Origin of the sequence: Alsobacter sp. KACC 23698, from assembly GCF_045348435.1 — a bacterium.
In the GTDB taxonomy this organism is placed as follows: Bacteria; Pseudomonadota; Alphaproteobacteria; order Rhizobiales; family Beijerinckiaceae; genus Alsobacter.
This window is the reverse complement of record NZ_CP157484.1, coordinates 4,610,515-4,627,995: the sequence shown is the minus strand read 5'-3', so window position 1 is coordinate 4,627,995 and position 17,481 is coordinate 4,610,515. Positions and strand designations below refer to the sequence as shown.

Annotated in this window: 20 protein-coding genes; 9 read left to right on the top strand and 11 right to left on the bottom strand. The window is 64.6% G+C overall.

Annotated features, from left to right (window positions below; all coding sequences use genetic code 11):
- Nucleotides 1-71 precede the first annotated feature (71 nt).
- Nucleotides 72-293: a hypothetical protein gene (locus tag ABEG18_RS22030; RefSeq protein ID WP_406855187.1), complete on the bottom strand. Its 222-nt coding sequence runs from the start codon at nucleotides 291-293 to the stop codon at nucleotides 72-74.
- Nucleotides 294-457: 164 nt separating this feature from the next.
- Here ABEG18_RS22030 and ABEG18_RS22025 point away from each other — a divergent pair, with 164 nt between their 5' ends.
- The 3 genes from ABEG18_RS22025 (at nucleotide 458) to ABEG18_RS22015 (ending at nucleotide 2,433) form a co-directional block, all read left to right on the top strand.
- The gene (locus ABEG18_RS22025) at nucleotides 458-1,138 is read left to right on the top strand and encodes a recombinase family protein (protein WP_406855186.1); all 681 of its coding nucleotides are present in this window, start codon (nucleotides 458-460) and stop codon (nucleotides 1,136-1,138) included.
- 47 nt (nucleotides 1,139-1,185) lie between these two features.
- Entirely contained in the window at nucleotides 1,186-1,653 is a 468-nt protein-coding gene (locus tag ABEG18_RS22020) for a hypothetical protein (RefSeq protein WP_406855185.1), read from the top strand.
- 144 nt (nucleotides 1,654-1,797) lie between these two features.
- Nucleotides 1,798-2,433: a hypothetical protein gene (locus ABEG18_RS22015; RefSeq protein ID WP_406855184.1), complete on the top strand. Its 636-nt coding sequence runs from the start codon at nucleotides 1,798-1,800 to the stop codon at nucleotides 2,431-2,433.
- A gap of 528 nt (nucleotides 2,434-2,961) precedes the next feature.
- Here ABEG18_RS22015 and ABEG18_RS22010 read toward each other — a convergent pair.
- The 7 genes from ABEG18_RS22010 to ABEG18_RS21980 all read right to left on the bottom strand — a co-directional run bounded on the left by ABEG18_RS22010 (nucleotide 2,962) and on the right by ABEG18_RS21980 (nucleotide 9,239).
- On the bottom strand, nucleotides 2,962-3,690 hold the full coding sequence (locus ABEG18_RS22010) for a PRC-barrel domain-containing protein (protein WP_406855183.1): 729 nt from the start codon (nucleotides 3,688-3,690) through the stop codon (nucleotides 2,962-2,964).
- 204 nt (nucleotides 3,691-3,894) lie between these two features.
- Nucleotides 3,895-4,290: a response regulator gene (locus ABEG18_RS22005; protein ID WP_406855182.1), complete on the bottom strand. Its 396-nt coding sequence runs from the start codon at nucleotides 4,288-4,290 to the stop codon at nucleotides 3,895-3,897.
- A 154-nt stretch (nucleotides 4,291-4,444) separates the two neighbouring features.
- Nucleotides 4,445-5,605 (bottom strand): SbmA/BacA-like family transporter, encoded by a 1,161-nt coding sequence (locus tag ABEG18_RS22000; RefSeq protein WP_406855181.1) that lies wholly within the window; start codon nucleotides 5,603-5,605, stop codon nucleotides 4,445-4,447.
- Nucleotides 5,606-5,639: 34 nt separating this feature from the next.
- The gene (locus ABEG18_RS21995) at nucleotides 5,640-5,804 is read right to left on the bottom strand and encodes a DUF3309 family protein (protein ID WP_406855180.1); all 165 of its coding nucleotides are present in this window, start codon (nucleotides 5,802-5,804) and stop codon (nucleotides 5,640-5,642) included.
- Between the two features lie 369 nt (nucleotides 5,805-6,173).
- Nucleotides 6,174-7,286 carry a histidine kinase dimerization/phosphoacceptor domain -containing protein gene (locus ABEG18_RS21990; protein WP_406855179.1) on the bottom strand — a complete coding sequence of 371 codons (1,113 nt, stop codon included), beginning with the start codon at nucleotides 7,284-7,286 and terminating at the stop codon, nucleotides 6,174-6,176.
- Nucleotides 7,286-8,836, bottom strand: coding sequence for an RAD55 family ATPase (locus ABEG18_RS21985; RefSeq protein ID WP_406855178.1), 1,551 nt, complete (start codon nucleotides 8,834-8,836; stop codon nucleotides 7,286-7,288). The genes ABEG18_RS21990 and ABEG18_RS21985 overlap by 1 nt, the downstream gene beginning before the upstream one ends.
- Before the next feature lies 1 nt (nucleotide 8,837).
- Nucleotides 8,838-9,239: a hypothetical protein gene (locus ABEG18_RS21980; RefSeq protein ID WP_406855177.1), complete on the bottom strand. Its 402-nt coding sequence runs from the start codon at nucleotides 9,237-9,239 to the stop codon at nucleotides 8,838-8,840.
- Between the two features lie 628 nt (nucleotides 9,240-9,867).
- Between ABEG18_RS21980 and ABEG18_RS21975 the strand changes: the two genes are divergently transcribed.
- The gene (locus ABEG18_RS21975) at nucleotides 9,868-10,347 is read left to right on the top strand and encodes a cupin domain-containing protein (protein WP_406855176.1); all 480 of its coding nucleotides are present in this window, start codon (nucleotides 9,868-9,870) and stop codon (nucleotides 10,345-10,347) included.
- Nucleotides 10,348-11,551: 1,204 nt separating this feature from the next.
- Complete coding sequence (locus ABEG18_RS21970; protein WP_406855175.1) at nucleotides 11,552-11,821, top strand: response regulator transcription factor; 270 nt, start codon at nucleotides 11,552-11,554, stop codon at nucleotides 11,819-11,821.
- Nucleotides 11,822-11,902: 81 nt separating this feature from the next.
- On the opposite strand, the gene ABEG18_RS21965 is transcribed toward ABEG18_RS21970, so the two are convergent.
- The 3 genes from ABEG18_RS21965 to ABEG18_RS21955 are packed head-to-tail and all read right to left on the bottom strand — an operon-like array spanning nucleotide 11,903 to nucleotide 14,030.
- Nucleotides 11,903-12,457, bottom strand: a complete 555-nt coding sequence (locus tag ABEG18_RS21965; RefSeq protein WP_406855174.1) for a 6-phospho-3-hexuloisomerase — start codon at nucleotides 12,455-12,457, stop codon at nucleotides 11,903-11,905.
- Nucleotides 12,454-13,239 (bottom strand): ABC transporter ATP-binding protein, encoded by a 786-nt coding sequence (locus tag ABEG18_RS21960; RefSeq protein WP_406855173.1) that lies wholly within the window; start codon nucleotides 13,237-13,239, stop codon nucleotides 12,454-12,456. The genes ABEG18_RS21965 and ABEG18_RS21960 overlap by 4 nt, the downstream gene beginning before the upstream one ends.
- On the bottom strand, nucleotides 13,239-14,030 hold the full coding sequence (locus ABEG18_RS21955) for an IclR family transcriptional regulator (RefSeq protein WP_406855172.1): 792 nt from the start codon (nucleotides 14,028-14,030) through the stop codon (nucleotides 13,239-13,241). Before ABEG18_RS21955 ends, ABEG18_RS21960 begins: the two co-directional genes overlap by 1 nt.
- Before the next feature lie 134 nt (nucleotides 14,031-14,164).
- Here ABEG18_RS21955 and ABEG18_RS21950 point away from each other — a divergent pair, with 134 nt between their 5' ends.
- Genes ABEG18_RS21950 through ABEG18_RS21935 form a run of 4 tightly spaced genes read left to right on the top strand, consistent with a single transcriptional unit; the run spans nucleotide 14,165 to nucleotide 17,446 of the window.
- Nucleotides 14,165-14,962 carry an ABC transporter permease gene (locus ABEG18_RS21950; protein WP_406855171.1) on the top strand — a complete coding sequence of 266 codons (798 nt, stop codon included), beginning with the start codon at nucleotides 14,165-14,167 and terminating at the stop codon, nucleotides 14,960-14,962.
- A 22-nt stretch (nucleotides 14,963-14,984) separates the two neighbouring features.
- Nucleotides 14,985-15,962 carry an ABC transporter substrate-binding protein gene (locus ABEG18_RS21945; protein WP_406855170.1) on the top strand — a complete coding sequence of 326 codons (978 nt, stop codon included), beginning with the start codon at nucleotides 14,985-14,987 and terminating at the stop codon, nucleotides 15,960-15,962.
- A gap of 32 nt (nucleotides 15,963-15,994) precedes the next feature.
- Nucleotides 15,995-16,684, top strand: coding sequence for a hypothetical protein (locus ABEG18_RS21940; protein ID WP_406855169.1), 690 nt, complete (start codon nucleotides 15,995-15,997; stop codon nucleotides 16,682-16,684).
- A 3-nt stretch (nucleotides 16,685-16,687) separates the two neighbouring features.
- Nucleotides 16,688-17,446 carry an SDR family NAD(P)-dependent oxidoreductase gene (locus tag ABEG18_RS21935; protein ID WP_406855168.1) on the top strand — a complete coding sequence of 253 codons (759 nt, stop codon included), beginning with the start codon at nucleotides 16,688-16,690 and terminating at the stop codon, nucleotides 17,444-17,446.
- The last annotated feature ends 35 nt before the right edge of the window (nucleotides 17,447-17,481 follow it).

Below are 17,481 nucleotides of genomic sequence, written 5' to 3'. Positions count from 1 at the left end.
ATCGCCCACAAAGAAAGGCCGCCGCCGGATACCCGGACGGCGGCCAGGAGATGCGTTATGCACCAATCACCCTACGGCTTTGCCACATTTCCCGTCAGGGGGTCCTGGCCTTCTCTGTTGAGTTCGACCAATTCCAGGACGCTCAATGCAATCTGGAGGTCGGGTGAAAGCGACTCCTCCACGACCGGCTGCAATCGCTCGCGAAGCTCTCCCCCAATACGGCTGATCTCGTTGTCGTCGTCCGATGGGATGACGCGCGTGAGGTGCTCTCTGGCTCCAGAATTGCCGCGCATTCCAGCCTCCCTCGGAACCAAGGAATGCCGAGACCGAACAGGAGGTTCTTCGAAGGACGAGCGTTTTCTACGGCACATGAAGTGCGCCAGCTTGACAGCTCGAGCTTTACTGTTACATATAGTGCAACGAACATCGCTGATGACGTAACAGTAGGACTGTTTCGATGGTCGAGGGGAATTTTGTCTCATACCTTCGGGTCTCGACCGACCGACAGGGCCGATCGGGTCTCGGGCTGGAGGCTCAGAAGGTGGCTGTCGACGAGTTCTTGAACGGCGGCCGCTGGTCCTTGGTGGGGGAGTTCATCGAGACCGAGAGCGGCGCCAAGGATGACCGCCCGAAACTCCAGGAGGCGCTGGCAGCCTGCCGCGTCCACAACGCCACGTTGGTGATCGCCAAGCTCGACCGGTTGTCCCGCGACGCCCATTTCCTGATCGGGTTGCAGAAGGCCGGCGTGCGGTTCGTGGCGGCCGACATGCCGGAGGCCAACGAGATGGTGGTCGGCATCATGGCTGTCGTCGCCCAAGCCGAGCGCAAGATGATCTCGGCTCGAACGAAGGCGGCGCTCGCGGCGGCGAAGGCGCGAGGAAATAAGCTCGGCGGAACGCGCTCCAACAGCGCCACCATCCACCAGCTCGGCGCGCCGGCGTCACAGGCGGTCCGCGTCGCGAAGGCCGCCAGCAGGGCCGCCGACCTCTCCCCCGTGATCGAGCACATCCGCGCCAGCGGGGCCGCCTCATTGCGCGAGATAGCGGCGGCGCTGAACGCGAAAGGCATCACGACTGCCCGTGGCGGCGAGTGGAGGCCAGTCCAGGTTTCGCGTCTCCTCAAAAAACAGGGGCGATAGATGTCGCGCCATCGCCAGCGCCTTACCCATTAAGTCGGGTGGCAGATATGGTTATCACGACGGGTGGGCCGACCCGCCCGCAATATGCGGATGTGGTCCAGGCTCTCACCCCGGTGTTGCACAATCTGCCCCCGAAGCTTGTCGCCCTCGACGGGTGGCCCGACGTCGGAAAAACAACGCTGGGGCGGTTCTTGGCTTGGCGTTTCAACGTCACCCTACTGGAAACGGACCTGTTCCTGACCCCCCGGCCAGACGATCGCCTCGTCTATCTGAACAACCAGATCACCCGCATCATTGACGATCGGCTTCAGGGCTGCTTCCCGCGCCCAATCATCGTGGAGGGGATCGCCGTCTTACGGTTGCTCAAAAAAGTCCAGCGCGCGCCTGACTTCGTGATCCATGTGACCAACCGGCTTGTTTTGGATGCCGGCAACCTCATCGATGAGATGGAGGCTTACGATGCCGAGTTCAGGCCGCGCGAGCGGGCGGATCTGACGATCACCCTCGACAACTAACCGCCGGCGGTCAGTGCCACAGCCTGCGCCAGCGCCGCCAACCGAGACGCTTGAAGCAGTTTCAGGCCCCGCCAAAGCGGGGCCTGAGGTCTTTCAGCGCCGGGGTTGTCCCGCTCACCCAATGCGACCTTGCTGCGTCTGCGCATGCAGCAGACGGCCGAGCTGATTGCCGCGGCGGCCGCCCGCGAACTCCGCGGAGCGCCTCGCAGGCCGTTGCATCTGATCGACATCGCTGGCGGCCCGGCGATGGACGCGATCAACGCGGTGATCATCACGGCTGCTTCCTCGCCAGAGTTGCTCGGCCCGGTCGAGATCCATGTCCTCGACCTCGACGAGGAGGGGCCGGCGTTTGGCGCGTCGGCTCTGGATGAGCTTCGACGCGAGGGGCGGCCGCTTCACGGAATCACTGTGTCCCTTCGCCGGCTCGCCTATGACTGGAGCGACACGGGGCTGTTGGACGCGCTTGTGACCGCGCTTACGGCAGGGGACGCCGTTGTCGTGGCCTCGTCCGAGGGCGGTCTCTTCGAGTACGGGAGCGACGACGAGATCATCCGCAATCTGTCGAGCCTGCGCGCAGGCGGGCGAGGAGCCAGCGCGGTGATCGGCTCGGTAACGAGCTCAGACCAGCGCAGGCGCAGTCAGGCTATCCAGAGCAGACTGAAGCTCCACCCACGAGGGCTGGAGGGGTTCGCCCCGCTTGCTGCCGCTGCGGGATATCGGATCTCGCAGTCGAGGTGGGCGGTCATCAGTGATCAGGTGGAATTGTCGCCACTCACCTAGCGCGCTTTATCCTCGTCTGCTTCGAGTCTTCCCGCTCGGGCATCCCCGAAGCTGATTTCCTGGATCTCATGTGCGACCATCTCGCCGTTCAGGAGTCATTATGGATCGGCCGGTGGGGCGATCTCGAATTCCCGCGCAAGACGAGGCGTGTGCGGGAGGTCTCGGATGGATGCCGCTGGACAGGAAGGTTCGCTGCCAAACTGAGCGAGATAGACAACATGCTGGCCGCTGGACGGCCTCAGGCCCAGCGTCCCGGGTTAACGGCAGCCGATTCCGGTTTGACAGGACGTGGTGGAAATCCGGACCAAGCAAAGCCGAAGCACACTTTGCCAAAGCGGGGTGAGGTGGTGAGCGGGCAGTATGCTCACTCTGGGTCTTTGCCGAGGCGCGTAGTGCTACAAGGGAAATTCAGCCACGGGGAGCACGGGGAGCTACACTGTCTCATCTCCCCGGTGCTTGATATAAACGTCGGCCTCGGCGGGGTCGTCCGCCAGCGCTAAAGGGTGCTCTGCCGCACTCGGCCATCGTTCAGGGGGAAGCGAACAGCTTGTCGTTCCGATCGCGCCAATCCTCGTCAGAGAGCCAGCGGTAGTCCTGGTCGGGCATAAAAGGGATCGTCTTCACCTTCGCCTGTGACATCGGGAGGAAAAAGCTGACCCGCTCCTGCGAGACCTTCAAGGCCCGAATCGGGACGACGATGCTGTCCTTTCCTGGCGTGAAGAACCCGCCCGCGGCGACGATTGCATAGTCCCGCCGGTCTTTCGTGCCGAACACGACATTTCTGACCTCCCCGATGATCTTGTCGTCGGAACTACGCACCTCGGCCCCGATGATCTCGTCAGCTCTCATCCCGGGCGCCAGGTCCTCAATGTTGACCAGCGGCTTGGCGCCCTTTCGGTCGCGCTCGCCCTTCACGGCGCCGCGAGAGGCTTGCGGCTTCGTGGCGTCCATCTGCGCTTCCGCGTCTTCCTCGTCATTGCCGCCGAGCGTCTCCATTGACGGCCCCGACACAAGCTCCCGGATCGTAGCTACGAGCCGCTCGCAATCATCCTGACGGCCGTAGGACCACAGCGTCAATGCGGCGTCGCGCAAGCTTCGAAGGTCGCGCACGCTCTGCCGGTTTGCAGGGCCCTGGAACTTCGGACGATTGCGAATTGCTTCCTCCAGTTTCGCGTCCGCGATCTGGCACTCTGCGCGGGCTTGCGTGGCCGTTAAGCTCATAAACGTCAAGAAAAGGATGCCTTTAGCGAGCTTCATGTGGGTCGACTCCGACGGCCGCGAATGGGCCAGATCTGACCGGCCTTGCCAGATCTGGAGCCGATGTCTCAGTGATTTGGCGAGGTGGGAGCACGAAGAATCGCTGTGGCAGGAGCTCGCCGGCGACAGCGTCGGACATTGAACGACGCACGCTTGAAAATGATGACGTTTGCGCCGAGCTTGGATCACGACGTGTCTGCCCGCTCAGCAAACATCACTCTGGTTCAGCAGGCCTGCGATCGCGGTGATGACCTGAGCTGGCACAAAAGGCTTCGTGATCAGCACGCTGTTCGGCACCCCCTGCGAGGCCCATTCGGCGGCGCCCGCGCCGGTGATGTAGATGACGGGAAGAGACGGCGCGAGTTCGCGGGCGCGCCTGACGACCTCCCAGCCGTCGGGACCCGCGCCCAGATGCGCATCAGTGATGATGGCGCCAAATCGACTCACGTCTTCTTCGATCTCCTTCATGGCTCCCTCACCGTCGCCTGCGCAGACGACGTCGAACCCCGCGTCCCGCAAGGCGCCCTCGAGCATGTCCAGGATAAGTCGCTCGTCCTCGGCGAAGAGGAGGAGGGAGGCTACCGCATCAGATTTTTGCAATTTTCGTTCCTTGCGGATTGGAAGTCGTATCCAACCCTACTGGAAACATCTGCTGATGAAATTGGTTGCCTGTTCTTCAGTCGCTTATTGATGTTTATATATCGCACTCAACGAGACTTTTGTTGATATGTCTGTTTTCAGCATCCCTTGGCAGTCATTTACCCGCCATGTCGGAGGGCGTCGCAAGCGCGCCCGCGGACACGGGGTCGTCGCTGTCGAGCTGGTCGAAGGCGAACAGCAAGGACGCCACGCGGTTCACCGAGGACATGCAATCCGCCAGACCGGCGTAGTTCTCGACGAACCAGTTGAGGGCGGCCTGTACGGTGATGAAGGCGGCGGTCACCTGCGCCACCTCGCCGAGCGACATCGAGCCCAGCAGGTATTTCGGCGCGCACAGCCCCCAGGCGAGGACAGGCGCCAGCAGAATGTTTCCTTGTGACACCATTGTCATGCGCATGAGTTGGAAGCAGACCCTCCGCCAGCTTGCGATCACGATCCCGAGCGCTTCCGCCAGCGCATGATGCTGCTCGGGTCGACCGATGGCTGTCGGCAGCGCCGCGGACCTCTCCTGCAAGTGGGACCCGACCGACCGAAATTGAGCCTCAGCGGCGTTCTTGCTCGCAATCACGCTCACCAGGCGACGGCCGATGACCATCGCCGCAAGGGTGAGCAGGGCCGAATACAACGCAACCGCAATCACCAGATATTTCGGGATCGTGAGCGTGAATCCGCGCCCCTCGACGATGAGATCGCCTCCGACATTCCACAAGATACCGATGAAGATGATCGCGCTGAGGACCGCGTTGAGCAGGCCGACCGCCAGCGCGATTGGCGCGTCGGTGGCGGCTCGAGCGTCTTCGGCGATGCGGTACTCTGGGTTCTGGTCTTCGCCGACGGTGAAGGTCAGGTTTCTGAACCGCTCATGCAGCAGCCAACGATCGATGAGGTGACCGGTCAGCCAAGCGCGCCAACGCCGCTGGGTCGTCATGCGCGCCCACACCGCAAAGACCGTCGCCAGAAGACTCGCCCCGGCGAGCGGCAAAAACAGCAGGGCCTGGGATTGAAGAGTGGCGCCGTCACGACGGCCGAATGCGTCGAAAAAATCTCGCCCCCAGTAGTTCAGGCGATACTGGATCGAAAGTTGCAGGATCACGCTGCAGACCACGAGCCCTGCGAGACCCTGCGCTTTCCAGGCTCCCGGCCCACGCCAGAAGCCTGACGCGCTCCGCCAATAGCGCGCGGCCAGTCCGAGCTGCGTGTCAGGCTCGCGCACCTGCCCACGCAGACGGTACGTTTCGGTTGCAATCACGGCCATAGTGGACTGCTCCGGCAGGCGCGACCGAAGACCTTCAAATCCGCCCGAGCACGAGCAAGACGAGGATGATGATCAGGAGCAGCCCGATCACACCGATACCGCCGTGACCAAATCCGTAGCCGTACCCGCCGAAACGGCCACTGAAGCCCCCAAGGAGAAATATGACCAGAACGATGAGAAGAATGGTTCCAAGAGACATGGGCGTTTCCCCTCAGGCGGCGAATCGGGTCGGCGGTCGCCTCTCAAAACCGCTCACGATCCAGCAATGAGAGGATACTGGCGAATGCGCATCCATAGTCCAAGCATTCCGGTCAGCGCGTCGCAGCGACAGCCCGCGCGAGTCGAGCCCTCCTGCAACGGGCCTGCTGGCGCGGCGTGGCGACGATGCGACGCGCCTGATCGACGCGCATTGAGCTGCATCAGCTCCGCCGGCGCGGCACGTGAAGCGACTCCAGGCTGGACCGCTATGGTGCTGCTTCGGTTGGGCTATGAAACCCGATCTGTTATTGCACGATTTTGACCCGGCCTCACCCCCGTCTTATCCCGCTATGCCGCCAGCTTGTGGCTTCTACCCATCTACGCTGGCGGGAAATCGGATGGTGACGGTCGTTCCAGTCACCGGCGAAGCGGACCTGACGAGTGCGCCTGAAAGCTGGCGAACGAAGATCGCCACATAGTCGGAGCCATGTTTACGAGGCGTGCCTTCTTGGGCCTGTGCCGCCATGCCGATCCCGTCGTCAGCGACCCTGAGCTCGATCTCCCTTCCGATCCGGCGGACGGCAAGGGTGACCACGCCGGCGCCGTTGGGGAACGCGTGTTTGATCGCGTTGGTGCATAGCTCATTGACCAAGAGGCCAAAGGGAACGGCGCGCTCGGAATCAATCGTCAGCGCCTCCGCGTCCACGGTCATCCGAACGTCAGACATGTCCCCCAGCAGACTTGCGCACAGGGTCGCGGCGATGTCCGTGAGATAGGCGTCGAGGGCGACGGTCTGGCCTCGACTGGATTGCGATATGAGGTCATATAGCTGGGCGATGGCCACAATCCGGCGTTGCATGGCCCGGTAACCTTGCACGCAAGGCTCCGGCGTCCGTTTGATCTCCTGAGCGATCAACGCCACGATGACCTGCAGATTGTTCTTCACCCGATGCGAAACCTCCTTCGTCAGCACGTTGGCGTCGTGTTCACGCCGCCGGCGCTCGCTCACCTCGGCTTGCAGCCGGGCGTTCGCCGAATCTGCGGCTTCGATCAGTTCGTCCTGGTGGAGGGCGCCGAGAAGCAGAGCCTGGCTGATCGCCTGCCTTGTCTCGTGAAGCGGCCCTGTTTCGCTCACCTGGATGATGACGCCAGCCGTTTGACCTTCGGCCTTCACCGGCCACAAAGTGTACGAGTAGAAGAGAGGGCAACGGCCTTGTCGTTCGTCCGCCGTATGACTCACCGCCTTGCCGGTTCGAAAGACGCGATCAAGAAGCGCCAGGCACTCGTCGGCGGGCGACAACAGACTGTGAAACGGACTTCCAATCACCTCGGCCCGGGACTGGCCGATGAGCTGGCAGAAGGCGGAGTTCGCGTAGCGAACGATGTGCGCTTCGCCGGAGAGCTCTGTCACCGCCCAAGGCGCATGGTCGAAGAAGCTCGATTGATCATTCGGAACTGGCTCCAGCGCCTTCGTATTCGGCATCAGTCGCGGGCCTTCGGCTCTGGTGGGCTTTCGTCTTCTTGGGGTCTGCGCGGGCCTGTCCGTTCCGGGAGCCCAGTGCTCAACTGGCTGTAGTCCGTCGTCCGCGGAGCGATGACGACCACTCCGTGCTCGTTGATGACATACTCACGGATGTCCTTGCTATGGTTGCCCCCGCGCACCTTGATCACGACGATCGTCTTCCGCAGTTGGCCGTCGATCTCCACATAGCGCAACCGGATGATGTCGTCGGTCAGGAACGACACCGCATAATGACTGAACTGAAGGGATGTGAAGTTGTCCTCCACCTCGACCGTGCTGAGAATTGTGATGCCGGCGCCGGTCAGGGCGCCGATCATGCGGTACAGCGACTCACGGAAGTCGGCCCGGAAGCTGGGCGCCAGCGCCATCTCGAAACCGACGAGCGAATCGATGACGACGCGCTTGGCGTCCACCCTCTTGATGGCGTCCAGGATCGCCAGCATGGTCTCGTCGACTGACAGGTCGAGCGGACGAAGGTAAAGAAGCTCGAGAGTTCCTGCTTCCACCGCAGCCTTCAACTTGAGGCCGAACGCGTCCGCCCGTTGGACGTAACCATCCGGACGCTCCTCGAAGATCGCCATCACGCCCGGCTCTCCGCGGCGGAGTCCCTCTCCGATGAATTGGGTGGCCAGCGCCGACTTTCCGGTGCCGGACGGTCCCGCCACCAGAACGCTGTCCCCTTCCAGAACACCGCCGCCGAGCATTTTGTCGAGCTCAGGAATCCCCACGGAAAGACGAGTGCGGCTCTGGGGTCGCGCCCTGGCGGCTTCGAGTCCGAGGGTGCGCGAGAACGCCTGCAGCCCCTCGTCAGTGATCCGGAGGGTGTGCAGCCCCGGCACCGAGGCTTGGCCGCGCAATTTCAAGATCTGCAGCTTCCGGACGACGGAATTGCGCTCCGTCACCTGTGAAAGCCACAGGATGCTGTCGACCATGGTGAAAAGCGGATTGTCGCGGATCTCGTCCTGAACGTATTCGCCCACGAGGAGCGTCGTGACTTCTGAATTCACCAGGAACTGGGACAGATGATGGACGAACGCCTGCACCTCCGTCTCGCCTGCGTCGCCGATGGCCCTTCGGGCGAGGCTGCGAAAAGAATCGATCACCACAACGCCGGGATTGTACGCTTTGACCTGAGCCACGATCTCCGCCAGCACGAGGCTGAGGTCGTTCTTCAGGGCCGCTTCGGACAGGTTGATGAACCGGATGGCGCCGCCGACCTTGGACTCGTCGTAGAATGAGAACTGCTGCTGGTAGCGCAGCATCTTGATGACCGGCTCGCCGAGCACCGTGAAATAGAGCACCGGTCTGTTGGCCGTTCCATTGGCGAACGCGAGTTGGTGCACGAGCGTCGTCTTGCCGCATCCGGGCGAGCCGCCGATCAGGTTGAACGAGAACTCCGGGATGCCGCCCCCCAGGATTTCGTCCAGACCGAGCACCCCTGTTGAGATTTTGTGAATCGCGACCTTGGGGGGCTTAGGCAAGCCCGTTTTTGGTGGGGCTGAATTGGCCATTTTATTCGGCTTTCTCTTCATTCGCCGTAGCGCTGAAATCCGGGTCGTCGAAGGGAAGCTGCGGCCAGATCTGGCTGAGCAAGCGCAAGGTCAGCGCTGGGCCGATAAAAGCCGCGAGGAGGCCGAGCAACTGAGCCAGAAGGACGACCTCTCCGTTGCAGAGGTCGGCCTGGTCGGATTCCGAATGAGCGACCTTCAGCCCCACCAGGTCTCCATCGACGACCTGCACCGTCGTCAGCCAGGGGACCTCGGCTGCGGCAAGGAACAACGCGCGCGTCAGCAACCCATGAAAGCCGCCCCTCCCCATCATCATCGAGAGATGCGGACCCAGTTTCTCAAGAGTCCGAAATGCGACGGGACCGTCCGCGACTGCGGATGCGCCCTTCGGCGTCTCCGCAGCCATCAACCGCCTGGCGGTACTCCGCATCCGTGAAGAGGCGCGGTTCACTCGTACCCTTTCGGCTCGCCCATCGCTCGCATCGCCGACTCAGAGCTTTTTGTTGAGCGAGTCGGCGACCGATCGGCCGCTGTCGTTACGGCGCATCTGGCCCTGCCGATCGCCTCACTGGCCACCCCGATGGCCTTGTCACGGGTGCTGCTCATCAGACCTCTCCGAGTCGGTGTTTGGGGCCACAAGCCTCGCTGCCCGCACACGCTCGTACCGTCGATGACGTCTGTGACGCTTCCATCTACGCTATTTCCGCCTTGATGGACATGACGGAGATCAGCGGTGCTCACGCCCTCCGCGCGGAGCGCAGTTCAAGTCTCGATCTGGGGTTCGGAATGCCTGATCTAAGTCAATATCGTTCACTGGATGATCGGTCATTCTTGATCAGCGAGCGCCGGCTGATCTGGTGACCTGATCCAAAGGCCGGGGCCTATCGCGCGTACGCTTCTTGTCTTGATTGTGACCCTGCTTCCCTTTGGAGACATCAGGGACAGTTGGTCCTGACGCCCACGTCTGTGACCTCAAACAACCTGACTAAAGCATGCGAGATCGTGAAGCCGTGCCATTGGAGGAGCAATTCACCATGAGCAGCCCTGCTGACAGGATTCAAGATATCGGTCCACAGCCGCAGTCGTTCAACATTGAAGAGGCGACGAACCGAAATACGAATTACCGTTCTGTTGCGTGGAGCGGGCGCTACCTGCAAGTGACGATGATGTCGATCCCCGTCGGCGGCGACATCGGCCTTGAAGCACATCCGGAAACCGATCAGTTCCTGCGCATTGAGGCCGGCCACGGCCGGGTGCAGATGGGATCCGCTAAGGATCAACTGACGTTCGAAAAGGAGGTTTCACAAGGATGGTGCGTTCTCGTTCCGGCGGGGACATGGCACAACATCATCAACATCGGTGCAAAATCGATGCAGATCTATACGATCTACGCGCCGGCCCATCACAAGTCCGGCAAGGTGCAGACGACGGCAGCGGCCGCCGCGGCTGATACAGACGACCAGCCGGCCGCCTGGTCAGTGCAGCCAAGGCGTGCGCCCGACGACCACGGGTGACCTGATGGTTTCGCGAGGACGGGGAGATGTCTGTTGACGACAGACCAGGGGGTATTTTCGCCAGAAAAAACGGGCACGAAAAAGCCACCAGCAAGGGTGCGATTGCTGCGGGGCCTTCTCGAGTCATCTCGGACATATAAAACGGACCCAGCGGCGTTGGCGAAGTCAGGTTCCCGAGGTGGACCCGCCTATCTCGATTGCGTGGTCGACGGTGAAGCCGTCGTCCAGCTGGTCGCGACGACTTCCACGCCCTCCGGTCTGCGGCCGGCGCCCACCATGCCATCCACGGGTGCAGTTGGGACAGCTGTCGGGTTCGGAAGGCTCGATGTTGCAGCACTCATCGCGCTGTAAACGATCTGCACGTCGAAGGAGCTGCCGGCCGTCTAGCCACAAACTAACGGTTGAGCGCCCAGTTGAGCCCTGGAGGCCGTTCAAAAAAAATGCCAAGCCCAGGCAGAAACTTTGTACTCAACCCAGCATTCCCTTTTCGCGACGCGTCTAAGCCAACGCCTGGACGTGCGCCCGCGCCCCGGAGCCTCGCCTTCGGAGGATGCCAATGGCGGCGGTCAGACCGAACGTCCTATTGACAAGTCACCGCCTTATAACGGGCGTTCCGCTCGCGGAAGGCCTCGAAACTGCGGGGTTCGAGGTGGCAGGACCGTTCCTCCGGTGCTGTGACGCCAAGCACGAGTTGGAAAACCTCTGGCCTCAATGCGCCGTCCTTGACATCAAACTAAGGGACGGCGATTGCACAGAATTGGCAGGGGAGATTGAACGCCGTGGGATCCCGATCATCCTCTATGCGAGCTTTCGCCAGGAGGGTTATCCGTCGTTGATCGCCGAGAAGGCCTGGCTCATAATCCTACCGACCCTGAGGTGATCGCCGCCACGATCGACGCATGTTCCCTCCAACTCCCAGCACGAGCCCAAGATTTGGGCTTGTAGCAGATAGGAGAACTCTGTTTTGAGCAGTTCGTGCGCTCGTTCGTCTAGGTGGCGTAGATCATGCCGCTTCGCTTACTGTTACTTACCCCATGTTATCGGAACAAACGTTCTGTGCGGAAGGGATCGCAACATGGGCCTCAACGAGGCGGGGGTCGGCCGTTGCCGATGAGCTTCCAGGCGAAGGCCAGCGTGGACTGGCCGCCGACTGCATGTCACGGGGGTCAGGCTGGATACAACAGCCGAGTCATCGGGGGCCTACTTGCTCGTTCTGCGCTCGCCCGAACCAGACCTGCACACGCCGATCGCCACAGCTGCGCGCCTTTACGCCCTTACAATCACCGAAGTACAGGTGCTGAAGCATATCGTCGAGGGACAGTCCCTGGGAGAAGCGGCCGCAGTCCTTGGTATCGCAAGGTCGACCGTCAAGACGCATGTCGATGCGCTTTATGCCAAGTGCGGCGTGAACAGCCGTGCAAGACTGGCAGCGACGATTGCCGGGCTCATCAGCCCGGTGTCGGCTAGTCCCTGACAAGCCTTTTGGAGCGCGTCATGCTGGCGAGCAGCAGGACGCGGTAGGCTGCAGGAGCGTCGGAAGAGCGATCCCGCTTCATCAAAGCAGGTTGGCGTGGCGCGCCCACATCGCGTCCTGGGTCACGCCGAGCGGCCGCATTATGCGGTGGACCAGCAGCTCGGTCGCACCCAACAGCGCCCATTCGTAGGCGCCGCCCATCACGAGCGGACCGGTCGGGTCGACGCCGCGCCCCATGAGGGCCGGGATCGGCACCACGTGGTCGGCGTCCGCCGCCGCGTCGCTGTCTACAGCAGCCGTGAACAGCGCGACGCCCGCCCCGGCCCGGCGGGCCGATGCGATCAGCGCCAGCGCGGTCGGCAGATCGCCCATGGCGGCGTTGACCAGGAAGAGGTCACCCGGCCCCACGGGCGACGCGTTCATCGCCCCGACCGCGTGCGCGTCAACGCCCAGATGGTGCAGGCGCATCGTGAACGCCTCCATGACGAGGCCGGCTCGTCCCTGTCCGTAGAGAGCGCAGATCCTCGCCTGGGCGATGGCTTGCGCGAGGGCGTCCAGACGGTCCGCGGGGATCGCGGACATGACGCCCCGGACCTGGCCGAACAGGGCGTCGGCCTCCTCTGCGAGGCCGGTCACGCCGTCGCCCCCGCGCCGGCCGTGAGCACCCCGCGCGAGAGAAAGATGTCGGTGATCTCGTCGGCGATTTGCATGAATTCAGGGCTCTTGCGGCCGTTCAGCCCACGCGGGCGCGCCATCTCGACGGGGATTATGCGCTCGATCCTGCCCGGGCGCGGGCTCATCACCACCACACGGTCGGCCAGCAGAACGGCCTCGTCGATGGAATGCGTGATGAACAGGACGGTCTTGCGCGTCGCCATCCACAGCGCCTCCAGGTCGAGCCGCATCTGCTCGCGCGTGAGCGCGTCCAGCGCACCGAAGGGCTCGTCCATGATGAGCATTACGGGGTCGTGGATGAGGGACCGCGCGATCGCGCAGCGCTGCCGCATGCCGCCGGAGAGCTCGTAGGGATAGCGGTCGGCGAACTCCGCAAGCCCGACGCGCCGCAGCAGCTCGTCGGCGCGCGCCACGTAGTCGGCCTTGCGCAGGCCCCGCATCTCGATCTGGAACAGCAGGTTCTCGCGCACGCTGCGCCAGTCCAGCAGCACCGGGGCCTGGAATACGATGCCCATCTCGCCGCTGGGACGCGTCACCGGCGCGCCGTTCACCAGGATCTCGCCCGAACTGGCGGGGAGCAGCCCCGACATGAGCCGCAGCAGGGTGGACTTGCCGCAGCCGGATGGACCGACGATGGCGACGAACTCGCCCTCGGCGATGTCGAGATCGACGCGGTCGAGGGCGTGCGTGACCACGCCGCCCCGGCGGTAGGTCTTGCCGACATTGCGCAGCGTGATGGCCATCAGGCGGTTCTCCGGGGAGCGGCGGACAGGACGGGGATCGGCCAGCGGTCGGCGAGCTCGCCGGCCGCGGCCTGCACCCGGATCGCCAGCTCCGCGTGGCGCGCGGGCGGGATGCGCTGGACGGGTCCCGCGACGCTTACCGCCCCGATCGCCGTCTGGCCGCCGGGGATGATCGGCGCGGCGATGGCCACGATGCCGGGCTCGGCCTCCTCCAGCGCGATGGCCCATCGCCTCTCGCGCGTCCGGCGAAGCTCTCCGATCAGGCCGTCGAGGTCGCGGATCGCGTTGGGGCCGCTCGCGCCGGTGTCGTTCAGGCCGTCCTGAAGCAGGATCGCGACCGCCTCGCCCTCCGGCAGGGTAGAGAGCCAGGCCTTGCCGTTGGCGGTGGCGTGAAGCGGGATGCGCCCTGTCATCGACGGGGCGTACATCAGGCCGGGCGGGGCGCCCTGGGCCGAGCCCAGCCAGGCGAGGCGCCGGTCCTGCACGCAGGACAGCCGGACGAGTTCGCCCGTCTCGCGCGCCATCGCGTCGAGGATCGGTTGGCAGATCTCCTCGATGCGCGCCTGCGCCAGCATGCGCTTGCCCATCAGGGCGAACCGCAGGGTCAGCCGGTAGCGCTGGGTGGCCGGGTCCTGTTCGGCCCAGCCCTTGTCGACGAGTTGGCCCAGCAGGCGGTGGACTCCGCTCTTGGGAAGTCCGAGCTGGCCCGCAAGCTCCGACACGCCGCAGGGGCTCGCCGCCCGCGAGAGCGCCTCGATGAGATCCAGGGCGCTATGGAGCTGAGATTTCACGACCCGCATGTTGCGGAACCCCGTCCTTTATGGAACGATGTTCAATGTATCGAGCGCGGACGGGCCTCGTCAAACCCTTGTCACGCCGAACAGCCAGCGACACCCGCGACGCGGGGCAGGGAGGATGCCGGGGAATGAGCGCTGTGCGCCGGCTCGTGCTCGACCATTGGAAGGTCGTCGCCACCTTCGTGGCGATCTTCGCCGCCTGGGAAGCCGCCGTCCTCGTGCTCGGCGTGAAGCCTTACATCCTGCCGAAGCCCTCCGTGGTAATGACCCAGATGGTCGCGCGCCTGCCGACTGTGCTGGACGGGGCGCTCGCGACGCTGCAGCCCATGCTGATCGGCTACGTCCTGGCGGTGGCGGTCGGCGTGTTTCTGGCGCTCCTGGTGGCGTTCTCGCAGGCCTTCCGGGAAACGCTCTACCCGGTCATCGTCTTCCTCCAGATCGTGCCGAAGATCGCGGTCGCCCCGCTCTTCCTGATTTGGTTCGGGTACGGACTGCTGCCAAAGGTGCTGCTCGTCTTTCTGTTGTCGTTCTTTCCGATCGTGGTCAGCGCGGTCTCGGCCTTCCGCTCGGTCGACCCGGACATCCTCGACCTTGCGCGCGCCACCGGCGCCGGAGCCGGGCGCATCTTCTGGAAGGTGCAGTTGCCGCACGCGCTGCCCACCCTGTTCACGGGCTTCAAGGTGTCGGCCGCCCTGTCGGCCACCGGGGCGCTGGTGGCCGAGTTCGTCGCCTCCGACCGGGGTCTCGGCTATCTGCTCGTCGGCTACTCCAACAACATGGACACGCCGATGGCCTTCGCCACCATCCTGGTGATCAGCCTGATGGGCCTGGCGCTCTACGGCGCCGTGGAGGCGATCGAGCGGATCGCCATCCCGTGGCATGTCTCTCGCCGCACGACGGAGCCGGACCTGTCCGGCAACCCATAATAGACTACGAGGGGAGGATCACATGACACGCGCCGCCATCTGGGGCCTGCTGGCCGCAACGCTGATCGCCGGGCCGGCCTCGGCTGAGGACAAGGTCGCCTTCCGGCTGAACTGGATCGCCTATGGCTTCCACACGCCGTTCTATCTCGGCGTGGAGCGCGGCTACTACAAGGACGAGGGAATCGACCTCACCATCGGCGAGGGCCAGGGCTCGGTGCGGGCGGTCCAGACCGTCGGCGCCAAGGGGGACACCTTCGGGCTGGCGGACGGCGGCTCGGTGGTGGCGGGCGTTAGCAAGGGCGCGCCCGTGCGCGCCGTCATGGCGGTGACGAACTCGTCCCCCTACGCTCTGTCGGCCCGGGTCGACGCCGGGATCAAGACGCTCAAGGACTTCGAGGGAAAGACGGTCGCCAGCGCGCCCGGCGAGGCCGGCCTGCAACTGCTGCCGGCGCTCTTCGCCCGGAACGGCGTCGACGGGGGCAAGGTCAAGATCCTGCGGGTCGAGGGCGCGGGCAAGATGGTGGCCGTCGCCGAGAAGAAGGCGGAGGGCCTGATGGCCGGCCTCGACAACCAGTCGATCACCCTGCCGCGCCAGGGCGTGCCGCTGGTCGATTTCGGCTACGCCGCCAACGGGGTGAACACGGTCGGCCTGACGATCATCGCCAACGAGGAGACGCTCAAGTCCAATCCGGACCTCGTGCGCCGCTTCGTCAAGGCGACCACGCGCAGCTTCCAGGCGGCGCTGAAGGAGCCGGAGGCGTCGGTCAAGGCCGGCCAGAAGGTCAAGCCCGACATGGATGCCGATCTCGCCATGGCGCAGCTCAAGGCCGGCATCGGCCTGATGGCCTCGGAGGCGACGAAGTCGCTCCCCTTGGGTCAGTTCGCCCTCAAGGACTGGCAGGACACGGTCGACCTGATGAAGCAGTACCAGGACCTCCAGACCGACAAGGCGGCCGACGCCTTCTTCACCAACGAGTTCGCGGGCAAAAGCGGATCGTGAGGCCGCGCGCCTGACGGACGGGAGGACCATCGATGCTGGCTGGCGAAGGAGCGGTCCTGATCTGGAACGACATCACCCCCGAGGGCCGAGACGACTTCTACGCCTGGCACCTCGCCGAGCACATGCCGGAGCGCGTCGGGATCCCCGGATTCCGGCGCGGCCGGCGCTATATCCGCGACGACGACAGGACGGCGCCGGAGTTCTTCACCCTTTACGAGACCGACACGCCGCAGGTCCTGGTGGGAGACGACTACCAGCGCCGCCTGAATGCGCCGACGCCCTGGACGAAGCGGGCGACGCAGGGCTTCAGGAACACCTCCCGCGCCCTGACCCGCGTGCGGGCCAGCTTCGGCCCGGGCCAGGGGGGCTCGCTCGCCACGCTGCGGTTCGACCTCGCGCCGGAGCGCCGCGCGGAGGCTGAGCGCATCCTCGCCGAGGAGGCGCTGCCGCGGCTCGCGGCGTCGCCGCGCCTGACGGGCCTGCATCTGTGCCTCACGGACGACGCCGCCTCCGGCGAACGGACGGCCGAGAGCCGCGACCGGACCGACATCCTGGCGGCGCCCGAACGCGCCATTCTGGTCGAGGGCTGCGGGCCGCAGGAGGTCAGGGCCGCCGCCGATGCGCTGTTGCGCGTCCCGGGCGTCGAGATCCGGGGGGAGCCGGACATCGGCGTCTACCGGCTGGAATATTGCAGACTGAAGACGCCCTGGACGGCGGGCTGACCGATGAACGCCTATGACCTCGCCGGAAAACGCGCCATCGTGACGGGGGGCGCCGGCGGCTTCGGCGTCGGCGTCGCGCGGGCGCTGCTGGCCGGCGGCGCCGTGGTGGAGCTCTGGGACCTGTCGCAGGACCGGCTGGAGGCCGCGCGGGCCGAGCTCGGGCCGGACCGCGTCAGCGCGCGCGTGGTGGACATCACGGCCGAGGAGCAGGTGGAGGCCGCAGTAGCGGCCTTCGCCGCCGCGGGCCGGATCGACGCCCTGGTTAACAACGCCGGCGTGCTCGGCGAGGTGAAGCCCCTCTGGGAGACGTCGCCCGACGATTTCCGGCGCGTGCTGGAGGTCAACCTCGTCGGCTCCTATCTGGTCGCCCGCGCGGTGGTGGGGCGCATGCTGCGGCAGCAGCCCCGGCCTTTGCGGGGCCATGTGGTGAACATGTCGTCTATCCAGGGCAAGGAGGGCATGCCGCTCGCCGGGGCCTATGCGGCCTCCAAGGCGGCCTTGCTGGCGCTCACCAAGACGCTGGCCAAGGAGACCGCGCGCGAGAAGATCGTCGTCACGGCGGTGACGCCGGCCGCGGCCGAGACCGCCATGGCGAAGCTGATCTCGTCCGAGCGCCGCGCCGAGATCGAGGCCCGCATCCCGGCGGGCCGTTTCGTCGAGGTGGACGAGGTCGCCCGCCTGGTCGCCTGGCTGTGTTCGGACGACTGCTCCTTCTCGACCGGGGGCGTCTTCGACATCTCCGGCGGCAGGGCCACGTACTGACAGACGGCGAGCGGGCCGGCGCGCCGAGGCGCTTT